This is a genomic window from Comamonas halotolerans (assembly GCF_030162935.1).
Lineage (GTDB): Bacteria > Pseudomonadota > Gammaproteobacteria > Burkholderiales > Burkholderiaceae_C > Comamonas > Comamonas halotolerans.
The window spans coordinates 125791-138650 of record NZ_JASAUZ010000012.1 but is presented as its reverse complement, the minus strand read 5'-3'; the positions used below and the strand labels follow the sequence as shown (position 1 = coordinate 138650).

Sequence of the window (12860 nt, the reverse complement as noted above, 5' to 3'; positions counted from 1 at the left end):
TGGGGGTAGAGGGGAGATCAGTGATGGTCTTTACGTGCAATATTGAGCAGGCGCCGCACTTCGCCGCCATGGTTGCGGCAGTTGTACAGATACCAGCGTCGGATCATCCACATGGTGAATGCCACGATCAGGCCGAAACCAGTAATGGCGCCATAGGCAGACAGCCCCCACATGGTGGACAGGCTGTACAGCGCACCCAGCCCCAGGATACAGGCTTGCTCATTGAAATTCTGTACCGCAATGGAGCGCCCAGCGCCCATGAGGTTGTGACCACGATGCTGCAGCAAGGCATTCATGGGAACCACCAGATAACCGCCCAAACCGCCCAGGACAATCAGGAACGGCACAGCCACCCAGAGGTGGTTGATAAAGTTCATGCAGATCACCAGCAAGCCCATGGCAATGCCCATGGGTATGACACGTGTAGCGTGCTGCAGGCTCATGCGCACGGAAGCCAGTACGGCGCCAGCAGCGGTGCCAATGGCTACCACGCCCACCAGTGCAGACGCATGGGTGGTGCCATAGCCCAGCGCTACTGCGGCCCAGGCCAGTACGATGTAGCGCAGATTGCCGGATACACCCCAGAACAAGGTGGTGGTGGACAGCGAAATTTGTCCCAGCTTGTCGCTCCACAACCGACGGTTGCAATCCCAGAAGTCGGGGAGCAGGGCCAGCGTGTTGGCAGCAAGCCCTTTGGAGTGGTCCTGACGCAGAGGCACCAGCGCCGCGTTGGTGCGTGGAATGCGCAGATTGAAGACAGCGGCAATTGCATACACAAATACCAGTACGCCAATGGCCGATTCAGCGGCAGTCTCGACGCCAGGTATGCCCAGCGCCAGGAGGTGCGATGAAATCACAGGGCCAACCAGCTGGCCGCCAAGCAGCACACCCAAGATGATGGAGGTGATGGTCAGCCCCTCGATCCAGCCGTTGGCCTTCACAAGCTGGGAGGCAGGTAGCAGCTCTGTCAGGATGCCGTATTTCGCCGGAGAGTAGGCGGCTGCGCCCAGGCCCACGACCGCATAAGCGAGCAAGGGGTGGTGGCCAAACAGCATGAGCAAGCAGCCCACCACCTTGATGGCATTGCTGATGAACATCACGCGCCCTTTTGGAAGGGCATCGGCAAAAGCACCTACAAATGGTGCCAGCACGACGTAGAACAGCGCGAACATAGGGACCAGGGCGGCACTTTGCCACTCTGGGGCTCCGCCGGTGCGCAACAGCTCAACAGCTGCTACGAACAGGGCGTTATCGGCCAGCGAGCTAAAAAACTGCGCTGACATGATGGTATAGAAACCGCGCTTCATGAAATGCTGGCGTGCCCCTGCCCACAGGGGCAAGCGCACGGAAAGGTTGTCCCGGTGGCAAACGACTGGCGGTTATATCACGCAGGGCTTAGCCACAAGTGCCAGAATGGACGATGTTTGTTCTCGCCTAATTTTGCATTGTCATGCCGCGCCCCATTCTTGCCACCATTCATCCTCAAGCAATTCGTCATAACCTAGAGCGTGTGCGCAAGGCGGCACCTGATGCCAAGCTGATGAGCATGGTGAAGGCCAATGCCTATGGCCACGGGCTGGAGCATGCCTTTGAAGGCTTGCGTGCCACCGATGGTTTTGCGGTGCTGGAAATTTCCGAGGCGCAACGTCTGAGGGCCATGGACTGGCGTGGCCCCATCTTGTTGATTGAGGGGGTGTTTGAGGCGCGCGATCTGGAAATGTGTTCGCGCCTTGGACTGTGGCATACCGTGCACTGTGATGCGCAGATTGACTGGTTGGCTGCCCACAAGACGCAGTTGCCGCATCGGGTATTCCTGAAAATGAACAGCGGCATGAACCGGCTGGGCTTCACGCCAGAGCGCTACCGCGCTGCTTATGCGCGTTTGAACGCTTTGCCGCAGGTGGATGAAATCTCTTTCATCACCCACTTCAGCGACGCGGATGGGCCGCGCGGGACGCAGCACCAGCAAGTGGTATTTGAAAGAGCCACGGCAGACTTGCAGGGTGAGCGTACGCTATGCAACAGCGCTGCTTCCTTGTTACAAGGCTCAGACGAAGCGTTGCGTGGTGACTGGGTGCGGCCAGGTATCGTGCTGTTTGGTAGTTCGCCGGACTTTCCAACACACACCATCCAGGATTGGGGTCTGCAACCAGCCATGACGCTCAGTGCGCAAATCATTGGCACCCAGCGCATACAGGCCGGTGATACCGTGGGATATGGCTCTACATTTACAGCTACGGATCCAATGCATGTGGGCGTGGTGTCATGTGGTTATGCAGATGGTTATCCACGCTTGTGCGGTTCTGGCACACCGGTTCTGGTGGATGGTGTGCGTACACAGTTGCTGGGTCGTGTGAGCATGGACATGCTGTGCGTGGACCTGACGCCCGTGCCCGGTGCAGGATTCGGCAGCGAAGTGGTTTTGTGGGGCAAGTCACCCAAGACAGGGGTTGTGCTGCCAATCGATGAAGTCGCTGCAGCAGCAGGCACCGTTGGCTATGAGTTGATGTGCGCGGTGGCTCAGCGAGTGCCAGTCGTCAATGATGAGGCAGTGCCTAAAAAGTAAGCATTCTTCAAGAGAGGGGTGCGAGCGGTGTATTGCTCCGAGCATCAGAAAGCGTAGAAGAACCTCGACTGTTATTGCATCAGCAGCTCCTCTTTTAGTGAAATCCCCGTGGCATTGGCTGGCTGCAATGCCAGCGCCGATATAGTCGCAGCATGGCCAAAGACAAAACAATCTACACCTGCAATGCCTGTGGCGGCACCACGCCGCGCTGGTTGGGAAAATGCCCAAGCTGCGGCGCATGGAACAGCCTGATTGAAAGCGTGCCCGAGGCTGCGTCAGGCGGTAAAAACCGCTTGAGTGCACCCCAGGGATACGCGGGCTTGGCCAATGCGCAGCCGGTGACTCCCTTGTCTGCCATCGAAGCGCAAGACGTGGCACGCACGCCCAGCGGGATTGAGGAGCTTGACCGCGTGCTGGGCGGTGGGGTGGTGGAAGGCGGTGTGGTGCTGATCGGCGGAGACCCAGGTATCGGCAAATCCACGCTGCTGCTGCAAGCCATGGATGCCTTGCACCGTGCGGGCTTGCCCACCTTGTATGTGACCGGCGAAGAAAGCGGATCGCAAGTGGCGCTGCGCTCGCGCCGCCTGGGCATTGATGGCAGCCAGGTGAATTTGCTGGCCGAAATTCAGTTGGAAAAAATTCTGGCCACGGTAGAGGCCACGCAGCCCGCGGTGGTGGTGATTGACTCCATCCAGACGATGTATTCGGACCAACTCACCAGCGCGCCCGGATCGGTCGCTCAAGTGCGTGAATGTGCGGCCCATTTGACGCGCATGGCTAAAAGCACCGGTGTGACGGTGATTCTGGTGGGGCATGTGACCAAGGAAGGGGCGCTGGCTGGCCCCAGAGTGCTGGAGCACATGGTGGACACGGTGCTGTACTTCGAAGGGGATACCCACAGCCCGCATCGGTTGATTCGCGCCATCAAGAACCGCTTTGGTGCGGTCAACGAAATTGGCGTGTTCGCCATGACGGAGAAAGGCCTCAAAGGGGTGAGCAACCCCAGCGCCATTTTCTTGAGCCAGCACAGCGAGCCAGTGCCAGGCAGCTGCGTGATGGTGACGCTGGAAGGAACACGTCCATTGCTGGTCGAGATTCAGGCCTTGGTTGACAGCTCTGGACCTTCTCCACGGCGCTTGTCGGTCGGTTTGGACAAAGACCGCCTGGCGATGCTGCTGGCCGTGCTCAACCGCCATGCTGGTGTGGCCTGTGCGGACCAGGATGTCTTTGTCAATGCGGTAGGCGGAGTGCGCATCAACGAGCCTGCTGCGGACCTGGCAGTGATGCTGTCCATCACCTCCAGTCTGCGGGGGAAGCCATTGCCCAAAGGCTTTTTTGCTTTTGGTGAAGTGGGGTTGGCTGGAGAGGTGCGCCCTGCGCCGCGCGGTCAGGACAGACTCAAGGAAGCTGCCAAGCTGGGCTTCACCGTGGCGGTGGTACCCAAGGCCAACATCCCGAAAAAGGCCATTGCTGGGCTCAAGATCCATGCAGTGGAGCGCGTGGATCAAGCCATGCAGATCGTGCGCGGACTGGATTAACCCTCTGGTATACGCACTGCCCGCAGGGGCATCTGCATCACTCCATAAGACAATCAGCCTATGAATATGCGCAATATTGTTGTTCCTCTGGGGCTGGCGATCCTGCTGTACGTCGCCTACGATTCGTTGGGCTGGAAGGGCGTGGCGGCTGTCGCGGGTGGTATCTTGATGTGGCTGCTGCTGCATTTCACCCGCTTGATGACGGTGATGCGTCGCGCTGCGCAGCGGCCCATGGGCTATGTGGGCAGCGCAGTCATGCTCAATGCCAAGCTCAAGCCCAAAGTGAATCTGATGCATGTGGTGGCCTTGACCCGGTCGCTGGGCATTCGCCAGTCAGAGGAGGGGCAGGATCCAGAGATTTATCGTTGGACCGACGGCACAAACTCGCATGTGACCTGTGAGTTTGTGAATGGGCGTTTGGTGAAATGGACGCTGCAGCGTCCTCCAAAACCAGAGGCCGTGGCTGCGGACAGCGACGCAGGCGCTGCATAAGCCTAAAATCAGAGGCTAACGTGGTCTGTGGCCGCATTTGCTGCGGACGACGGATTGAATGTTTGTGCAGCCTGCATGTACAGGCTGCTTCCACCTGTGAGAGAGACACCCACCATGAGCACTTCTGCCGTCGTCGAACTGGCTGCCAAAGACCTGAACCAGCAAGGCGGTGTTTACTGCCCCAGCCCCAAGGCCGATATGAAACTGTGGAACAGCCACCCCAAGGTCTACATCGATGTGGCCCACCATGGCGAGGGCAAGTGCCCATACTGTGGCACCACGTACAAGCTCAAGGCTGGCGAAGCAGTGTCCGTTGGACACTAAGACGGGCAGGCTCCGCTCATTGACCGGGGCGCGAGTGCGCATGCAAGTGGCGCCAGTTGCCCCAGCTTAGAGCCAGCTTCATGCACAGTTTTTTCCAGCGGGTTCCCAGGCTTTTGCGAGAGGATCTTCCAGCAATGCTGGTGTCTTGGCTGGTCTCATCCAGTTCAACGATGGCGGGATAGACGCCATAAATGCGCATCCCGTTTTCCCACCAGAATCGCAAGTCGATGTCGATCGGCCGACCAAAAGGAACGCGTGTTTGCAACATTTTTTCCGCGCCTGCACGGCTGATAACATACGCAGCCGTGAAACTGGGGACACGGCGGTAGCGAATCAGATCATGGCCCTGCGCCAATGGCTTGGCGCTGAGAACTTTCTCTTTGCCCGGGCGGCCCATGAGCTTGATCATGTCCCAGTTGTCGGGCAGCCGTGCAATGGTGTCGATCACGGTGCTGAAATCGGTGTGCAGTGTCACGTCATCTTCCAACACGATCATCCCCGGCGCATCACTGTCCAGCAAAGCTCGCCATGCGCAGATGTGGCTGGCATAGCAGCCCTTTTCCCCATTCACCAAAGCCTGGTAGTACTGCTGCCGGTTTTTTTCCTCGGAGTAGTACTGTGCTTGTTCGGAATCGGCCAAGGTTTTCCACCAGACCGCATCTAGACGTACTCCGTCGACATGGGCTTTTTGCAGCTGTGCTTCCATGCGGTCATGGCGTACCGTATCTTTCGCAAGATTGATATAGCGAAGCGGGTATGGATTGCTCATTGGGAAGTCGAAGATTGGAAAATTTGTAATCTATAAAAGATATATGGTTGATTTTAGCAAAAAAATATTTGAAGACTATGGTCAATTTAAAAGCCAATCAAAGGCAGATGTCTTTGCCGCTTTTTTCTTGATTATTGGTTTTCTGGGTTTCCCTGTTGCGCTGGGTGTAGGTAATGTAGGAATACTGCTCGCAGTTATTTTGGCATTGGTAGGTGGCACTATTTTCAGGTTTAGGGGAATGCTTTCCAAAGAGCCCTTGGTCTGGATATTTCTTTTCCTGTTTATATTGGCAGTTTTGAGTATTTCTTACAGTGCGGCTGACTGGGATACTGGGGTTTGGAGAACTTTTAATAAATATTCCAAGTTTTTATTTGTTATTCCAATCTTGGCTTTGCTCAGCTATAGATTTGTACGGCATGCATGTCTTGCAGCATTTTCATTGTCCATGTTTTTTCTTTTGCTCTGCACGTACCTCAATGTCTGGTTTGAGATACCATGGTCAGCAACAAGCAATCAAGGCTGGTTCAAGGATCATACAGTTGTGGGTGACTATATAACCCAAAATATCATGATGTCCTTCTTTGCTGTCCTGTGCCTGCATTTTGGTATTCATGCAAAAGATAAGTCCAGGAAGATTTTTGGTATTTTGATTTTTCTTGCAGCTTGCGTGGCCGTTACAACACTGTCTCCCGGACGGACCGGATATTTGATGCTGATTGGCGGCTTGATGGCGTATTTGTTTTTCTTGCTGCCCAAATATTGGGGGGCACTGGGGGCCTTGGCGGTTGGTGGCATCACGGCAGTGGCTGTTTTGAATTCCGATGTGGCCATGCAGAGAATCGATCTTGCGGTGCAGGAAACAAAGCTGATTTTTGAGCAGAAAGCCCAAGGGGAGATTCCTGATGTTACGAGTACGGGCGGTCGTTGGCAGATGTGGGCAACCACTTGGGAATTGATTCAGGAGCGCCCGTTGCTGGGCTGGGGGCTGGGAAGTTACGGCATCAAGTTCTGTGACAAAATGCCTGAAGAGGCATGGTGCGAGCTGGGTGATCGCCACCCGCACAACCAGTATCTGTCTTTCTGGGTAGAGCTGGGTATTTTGGGGCTGCTTGGTTTTCTGGTGTTGATGGGTGTTTTGTTCTGGGCCGCATGGGGTGACAGACAAATGAGGCCTTTGATGGCTGGTTTCATCGCTGTACTGGCCATTAACAGTGTTTTTAATGTATCGCTCTGGAGCTCCAGAGAGTATCATTTCTTTATCTTGATGATGTGCTTGCTGTACGCAATATGTCGTTTCGATAAGTTGAAAGTTGAGCCATGATTTTTGTTAAAGACTTGGAAATGATTGGGCGGGGTGCATCTAAAAACGTCTATCAATTCCCGGGGGATGAGAGCAAGCTTATCAAACTGATGAATCCAGAGAATGTCAGCGATGATGGAGGCTTCGCAAAACACGGACTTCTCAAGAGGAAAATGTTCCAGGGAATTTATCGGCAATTCCGCCGGGAAGTTCTGCAGTACATGCAGCTTTGTAAAAGTTCCTATAAGAAAAACATTTTTGTCTTTCCCATGGAGACGCCGTATGGTTTTGTTCACACCGACCAAGGGCTGGGTCTGGTGGTGGAAAAGATCATAGCCCCTTCAGGGCGCGGAGAAACTGTCAGTGATTTGTGTAAATCTGGCAGCTTTACACAAAAGCATGCCAAAGCATTGCAGCAGTTTTTTAATGACTGCTGTGAGATGCATATTGTTTTTGGAGAAGTGAACCCCGCTGGAATCATGTATACGGAAAGCCGACGAGGCGTTCCGGAATTTGTGCTGGTGGATGGCATGGGTGAGAAGCTATTCATTCCCTTGCGCGCGATGAGTCAGCGCATCAATGCCCGTTATGTACGCAAGGTGGAAGCGCGGACCAAGCAGAAGCTGGGGATTCACTATTGAAAAAGGGCTGCATCGCAGCCCTTTTTTTATTCGAAGTTCTTTACCCAGCTCCGGATTTCGTGGGTTGCCAGTACTTCTGCGGAGTGTGCGGAGCAAGGGCTGGCTAGAAAGTTCTCCAGTCCCTCGGCAGTGACCTGCGATGTGATCCACACGCTCTGCGGTGTGTAGGTGGCAGCATTCTTTGCATGCTGGCGGTTGGTGATCAGTTTTTTGCCCAGGAAAGCAGCTTCCAGTGCTCGGATGGTGGGCCCGGTTTGATTGGCTTGGACAACTTCCACCAGGCATTTGGAGCGACGTGCCAAGGCAATGTTCTCGGCATAGGACAGATGTTGGCGTGTCAAATGCTTTTCTTGCTCGGCCGTATAGCTGTAGCGTTTGCTGGGCGTGATGTGGAACAGGCAGTTCAAGCCCAGGCGCTCTGCGGTTTGCTTGATCTGGATGAGCTGCTGCAAGCGGCCCTTGTCTGAGCCGATGAAATAAAGGTCGATATCTTCCACCGTAGGGTGCGAAGATGCATTCAAGTCACGGTAGGGCTGCGGGATGAACTGCAACTGGTGTTGCTTGGCATCTTCGGGGTCGAAGGTGTAGAGATGCTCGAAGTTTTTGCGCAGAAGGCGAATATTGCGCAAGGCTTTCTGGCTCGGTGCATCATGGTTTTGCACCGGGTTCCAGAGGAAGAGGCTGAGCTTTTTGCAGCGTGGTATGTGCTGCTTGAGAATCAGCAGATCGCGGTGGTAGTCGATGTCAAAAATCAATACGCTGTCTTCGGGCTGGATGCGTTGCAACTGCTGCTTGGTGATTGTGGGCAGATAGCAGCCAGAGCCCATGATGCCAAATTTGGCCTCGACATAACGCAGCGTTTTTTGCCATGGCGTGCGCTTGTCTTTGGGGAACTCGATGATGTTCACTGGGTCTTCTGGGCGCAGGCCTTGCAGGATGAAGCCTGCCAGCGTGTTGCGTGTGTCGGTAATGATGTGGAGCATCGAAAGTCCTGTTTACAGCTTCATCTCATAGCCCACCGTCATTGGCGCGTGGTCAGAGAATTTTTCGCCCTTGTAGATGGCTTCAGCGCGTGCCAAGGCAGCCATGGCCGGTGTGGCCAGGTGATAGTCCAGACGCCACCCTACATTGTTGGCATAGGCCTGGCCGCGATTGCTCCACCAGGTGTAGCATTCATCGGTGGTGTCTGGCTGCAGGCAGCGGTACACATCCTTGATACCTCCGCTCGCATTTTCTGCCAGCAACATGTCCATCCATGCCCGCTCTTCGGGTGTGAAGCCACTGTTTTTTTGATTGCCACGCCAGTTTTTCAAATCTTCTTTGCGGTGGGCAATGTTGATATCGCCGCACAAGATAAATTCGCGCTCACCTTTCATCTGCATCAAGTGGGCGTGCATTTTTGCCAGAAAGCGGAACTTTGCGGCCTGGCGCTCATCGCCCGACGAGCCGCTGGGGAAATAGCTGCTGATGATGGACAGCTTGCGCGAAGGTGTATCAAAGCGTGCTTCCACATACCGGCCTTCAGCATCGAATTCTTCCGGGTCAAAGCCCACGATCACATCGCTGGGTTCGTGGCGACTGTAGATGCCCACACCTGAGTAGCCCTTCTTTTGCGCAAAATGGAACACGCCGCGCATGCCGGCAAGCGAATCGAATTTGCCTTCAATATCCGCAGCTTGGGCCTTGACCTCTTGCACGCAAATACAATCCGGGCCGGTTGCCGCGATCCAGTCCTCCACACCTTTGGACGCGGCAGAGCGGATGCCGTTGAGGTTGAGGCTGGTCAATTTAAAAAGGGAAGAATCCATGGCTATCAGTGGCGCGCAACAGGAACAAAACAATCGTCTGGCGCAAGATTTTGTGCAGTTTGCCGTAGACGCAGGGGTGCTGCGCTTTGGCGAATTCAAGACCAAGGCGGGGCGTATGAGCCCTTATTTCTTCAACGCTGGCTTGTTCGATGACGGTGCCAAGATGGCCCGCTTGGCCGAATTCTATGCAAAAGCAATTGTTGCCAGCGGTATGGAGTTTGATATGGTCTTTGGCCCCGCTTACAAGGGCATCCCCCTGGCAGCCACTGTGGCGGTGGAATTGGCACGTATGGGCAAGAATGTGCCATTCGCGTACAACCGTAAAGAGGCCAAGGATCATGGTGAAGGTGGTACTTTGGTAGGGGCGCCCCTTCAGGGGCGCGTGCTCATCATTGACGACGTGATGAGCGCTGGTACGGCTGCGCGTGAGTCCATTGCCTTGATCCAGGCTGCGGGGGCTACGCCACACGCGGTGGCGATTGCGCTGGACCGTCAGGAGAAAGCCACCGAGAATGGGCAAGACGTAGATCACAGCGCTGTGCAATATGTGCGCAATCAGCTGGGCTTGCAGGTCAGTGCGATTGCGACGCTGTCTGATTTGCTTGCGTATTTGGGATCAAGGGGGGGCGAGGGCGAAATGGCTCAACACCACGAACGTGTGCTGTCTTATCGCCAACGCTATGGAGTGAACGACTAAATCAATTATTCAGTATGCGGTTGGCAGCACATTTAGGACTTTGTGTTTTTTGCAGCATGGCATTCACCGCAACGGTGATGGCTCAACCGACTTCCAGACTGAATATTTACAGCTGTATCGATGCTTCCGGGCACCGTATTACGGCGGATCGACCTATTCCCCAGTGTGCGGATCGAGAGCAGCGTGTGCTCAGCCCTTCTGGGGCTGAGCGAAAGCGTCTTGGCCCCGCGCTGACCGAGTTGGAGATGGCACAACGTCTGGAGCAACGGCGCCAGGAACAGCTGGTGGTGCAGCGTGCGCAGGAGCAACGCCGCCGTGATGCTGCTTTGCTGGCACGCTATCCGAAACGCGCATTGCACGATGCGGCACGCAGCAATGCTTTAATGCAGGTGGAGGAGTTGCAGGGCTTGGCGCGAGAGCGTTTAGAGGCGCTGGAGAAAGAAAAGCGGCAACTGGATGAAGAATTGCTTTTCTACCAGCAAGACATTGCCAAAGCCCCAGCACGCCTGCGTGCTTCCCAGGAAGAAATTCAAAAATCGCTGCTCGCCCAGCGTGCGCTATTGGATGCTCAAACCGAGGAGGTGCGGCGCATTCATCGGCGTTTTGATAGCGACTTGCAGCGCTTGTTGCCACTGTGGGAATCACAGGCACAGACTGCTGACAATGAGGCATCAAAGTCTTTTTGAAAAGTGATGGCGTAAAAAAAACACGCTGAAAGCGTGTTTTTTGCCAAGGTTCAAGCAGTTCAAAGAGCCTGCCAGACAGTATCTCCACCTGCGCTGGATGGTTTAGGGGCGATGCCCAGCAAAGCCGCATGGCGATGCAGCAGGGCTTCAAAGCGCTGTACATCCTGTTCTGTTACCTTGCTTTCGTCCTGATGGTAGTCAGAGGCTAACTGCGAGGTGGTGAAGCTCATGGCGCCAAACTTCTGTACAGCATTGCGCAGTTTGTCCAAATTGATGGGGGCGGGTGTCGTCATGGCATCTCTCCACAAAAAAGACGGATTCAAAGCGTTTCACACCAATGTGGCATGGCTTGGACTGCCGCACAAGAGGTGTTGTGCCGCGAAGCACGCTGTTTACAGCGGATATTGGGCTTTGCCTTGCTCTTGCACAGTGATCCAGTGCGTGCGTGTGAATTCCTCCAATATCCAGTGGCCGTTAAAGCGCCCCAAGCCCGAGTTCTTCTCCCCGCCAAACGGGGCATTGGGCTGGTCACCTACGGACATATTGTTCACATGGGTCATGCCCGCCTCAATGCCGCGCGCAAAGCGTACGCCGCGCTCCAGGTCCCTGGTATAGACGCAGCTGGACAAGCCAAACTCGGTGGCATTGGCGAGTTCGAGGGCGTGTGCTTCACCGCGTGCACAAATGATGGGCAGTACAGGGCCGAAAGTCTCATCTTTGGCGATGCTCCATGCAGGATCAACATCGGCCAGCACATGCGGTGGCAGAACATTGCTCTGAGCTTCACCGCCTACAACCAGTCGGGCTCCGTCTTGCAGTGCGCGTGCAATCTTGGCTTGCACATCGGCCAACTGTTTGTCGTTGATGATGGGCCCAATGACGTTTTCGATCAGATCAGGGTCACCAAATTTGAGGGTTTTGACGCGCCGCTCCACAGCAGCCACAAACTGCTCGTACACCCTGGCATCTACAATTGCCCGGTTGGTGCTCATACAAATCTGGCCCTGGTGCAGAAAGCGGCCCGCCACCGCGCCTGCTGCTGCATCTTCGATGTCAGCATCGTCCAGCACCACAATCGGCGCATTGCCTCCTAGCTCCAGTGCCACACGCTTCAGGTAATGCCCGCCTGTGGCTTTGGCACCGATCCCTTTGCCAACGGGCGTGGAGCCAGTGAAGGAGATAAGGCGTGGAATAGGATGCTCTACAAATGCATCACCAATTTCGCTACCCGCGCCAACCACAACATTGATGGTGCCTGCGGGCGCACCCGCCTCTTCAAAAATGGCGGCCAGCAAGGTGCCGCCGCTGACAGGTGTATCACTGGCTGGTTTCAGAACCACGGTATTGCCGGTTGCCAGTGCTGGCGCAACAGAACGCATGCTGAGGTGAAAAGGGAAGTTCCAAGGGCTGATCACGCCTATCACGCCCAAAGGTTCACGATAGACGCGGCTGGACTGACCTGGAAAGAGCGGCGCCAGAATGTCACCATGCATGCGAGAGGGATAGCTGGCCGCTTCCAGCACCATGCCCTTTGCGCTTATCAGCTCGATATGGGCTTTCAGGCGTGTACTGCCTGACTCCCGAATGATCCACCCAATAATTTCTTCGGCGCGTGTGTCCAGCACTTGCGCCACGCGCAGCAGCAGGCTTGAGCGTTCTTGGTGGGCACATTGCGCCCAGGCTTTTTGAGCGCGGTGTGCAGCCTCGTACGCTGCATGCAACTGCGCTGGTGTGGCTTGCTGTATTTGGACCAGCATCTCCCCGTTAAAGGGATTGGTGTCTGTGTTGAGGAGGGCAGACTGGCCTTCAACCCACTGACCGTTGAGATACAGCCGATTGAGTTGCGAATAAGTGGCACAGATAGTGGTCATAAGGCACATCCTTGGCAAAACAGAAAGCAGCGCAAGTGCGAACTTGCGGGTGAAGACCGTTGATACGGCATGTTGCATCGTGCCTCAAGCTGAAGAGTCTGGGACGGCTTTATGTAAAAGCGCCATTGAGGACTGTCGCAGTTTCTTTCGTTTTGCCAAAGCCTGTTG

14 protein-coding genes are annotated in these 12860 nt (G+C 55.2%); 8 read left to right on the top strand and 6 right to left on the bottom strand.

Annotated elements, in window-relative coordinates:
• Positions 1–17: 17 nt before the first annotated feature.
• A complete protein-coding gene (lplT, locus tag QEP11_RS07965) occupies positions 18–1307 on the bottom strand; it encodes a lysophospholipid transporter LplT (RefSeq protein WP_284336385.1) in 1290 nt (429 codons plus the stop codon).
• A gap of 143 nt (positions 1308–1450) precedes the next feature.
• On the opposite strand from lplT, the gene alr reads away from it, so the two are divergent.
• The 4 genes from alr (at position 1451) to QEP11_RS07945 (ending at position 4920) form a co-directional block, all read left to right on the top strand.
• Positions 1451–2566 (top strand): alanine racemase, encoded by a 1116-nt coding sequence (gene alr, locus QEP11_RS07960; RefSeq protein WP_284336104.1) that lies wholly within the window; start codon positions 1451–1453, stop codon positions 2564–2566.
• 152 nt (positions 2567–2718) lie between these two features.
• Complete coding sequence (gene radA, locus QEP11_RS07955) at positions 2719–4104, top strand: DNA repair protein RadA (protein WP_284336103.1); 1386 nt, start codon at positions 2719–2721, stop codon at positions 4102–4104.
• 60 nt (positions 4105–4164) lie between these two features.
• Positions 4165–4596, top strand: a complete 432-nt coding sequence (locus QEP11_RS07950; RefSeq protein ID WP_284336102.1) for a glycerate kinase — start codon at positions 4165–4167, stop codon at positions 4594–4596.
• 114 nt (positions 4597–4710) lie between these two features.
• Entirely contained in the window at positions 4711–4920 is a 210-nt protein-coding gene (locus QEP11_RS07945) for a zinc-finger domain-containing protein (RefSeq protein WP_284336101.1), read from the top strand.
• 16 nt (positions 4921–4936) lie between these two features.
• Here QEP11_RS07945 and QEP11_RS07940 read toward each other — a convergent pair whose 3' ends face one another.
• The gene (locus QEP11_RS07940; protein WP_284336100.1) at positions 4937–5689 is read right to left on the bottom strand and encodes a glycosyltransferase family 25 protein; all 753 of its coding nucleotides are present in this window, start codon (positions 5687–5689) and stop codon (positions 4937–4939) included.
• 43 nt (positions 5690–5732) lie between these two features.
• On the opposite strand from QEP11_RS07940, the gene QEP11_RS07935 reads away from it, so the two are divergent.
• Both QEP11_RS07935 and QEP11_RS07930 read left to right on the top strand, forming a co-directional pair.
• Positions 5733–7010, top strand: a complete 1278-nt coding sequence (locus tag QEP11_RS07935) for an O-antigen ligase family protein (protein WP_284336099.1) — start codon at positions 5733–5735, stop codon at positions 7008–7010.
• Complete coding sequence (locus tag QEP11_RS07930; protein ID WP_284336098.1) at positions 7007–7630, top strand: YrbL family protein; 624 nt, start codon at positions 7007–7009, stop codon at positions 7628–7630. Before QEP11_RS07935 ends, QEP11_RS07930 begins: the two co-directional genes overlap by 4 nt.
• Positions 7631–7656: 26 nt before the next feature.
• Here QEP11_RS07930 and QEP11_RS07925 read toward each other — a convergent pair whose 3' ends face one another.
• Both QEP11_RS07925 and QEP11_RS07920 read right to left on the bottom strand, forming a co-directional pair.
• The gene (locus QEP11_RS07925; RefSeq protein WP_284336097.1) at positions 7657–8613 is read right to left on the bottom strand and encodes a hypothetical protein; all 957 of its coding nucleotides are present in this window, start codon (positions 8611–8613) and stop codon (positions 7657–7659) included.
• A 12-nt stretch (positions 8614–8625) separates the two neighbouring features.
• Positions 8626–9438, bottom strand: coding sequence for an exodeoxyribonuclease III (locus QEP11_RS07920; RefSeq protein ID WP_284336096.1), 813 nt, complete (start codon positions 9436–9438; stop codon positions 8626–8628).
• Here QEP11_RS07920 and pyrE point away from each other — a divergent pair.
• Together pyrE and QEP11_RS07910 are read left to right on the top strand one after the other, a co-directional pair.
• Positions 9437–10135, top strand: coding sequence for an orotate phosphoribosyltransferase (pyrE, locus tag QEP11_RS07915; protein ID WP_284336095.1), 699 nt, complete (start codon positions 9437–9439; stop codon positions 10133–10135). The two genes, QEP11_RS07920 and pyrE, sit on opposite strands and share 2 nt — an antisense overlap.
• A 56-nt stretch (positions 10136–10191) precedes the next feature.
• Positions 10192–10821, top strand: a complete 630-nt coding sequence (locus tag QEP11_RS07910) for a DUF4124 domain-containing protein (RefSeq protein ID WP_284336094.1) — start codon at positions 10192–10194, stop codon at positions 10819–10821.
• Between the two features lie 59 nt (positions 10822–10880).
• On the opposite strand, the gene QEP11_RS07905 is transcribed toward QEP11_RS07910, so the two are convergent.
• The gene (locus tag QEP11_RS07905) at positions 10881–11114 is read right to left on the bottom strand and encodes a hypothetical protein (protein ID WP_284336093.1); all 234 of its coding nucleotides are present in this window, start codon (positions 11112–11114) and stop codon (positions 10881–10883) included.
• 99 nt (positions 11115–11213) lie between these two features.
• A complete protein-coding gene (locus tag QEP11_RS07900; protein ID WP_284336092.1) occupies positions 11214–12692 on the bottom strand; it encodes an aldehyde dehydrogenase family protein in 1479 nt (492 codons plus the stop codon).
• Between the last annotated feature and the right edge of the window lie 168 nt (positions 12693–12860).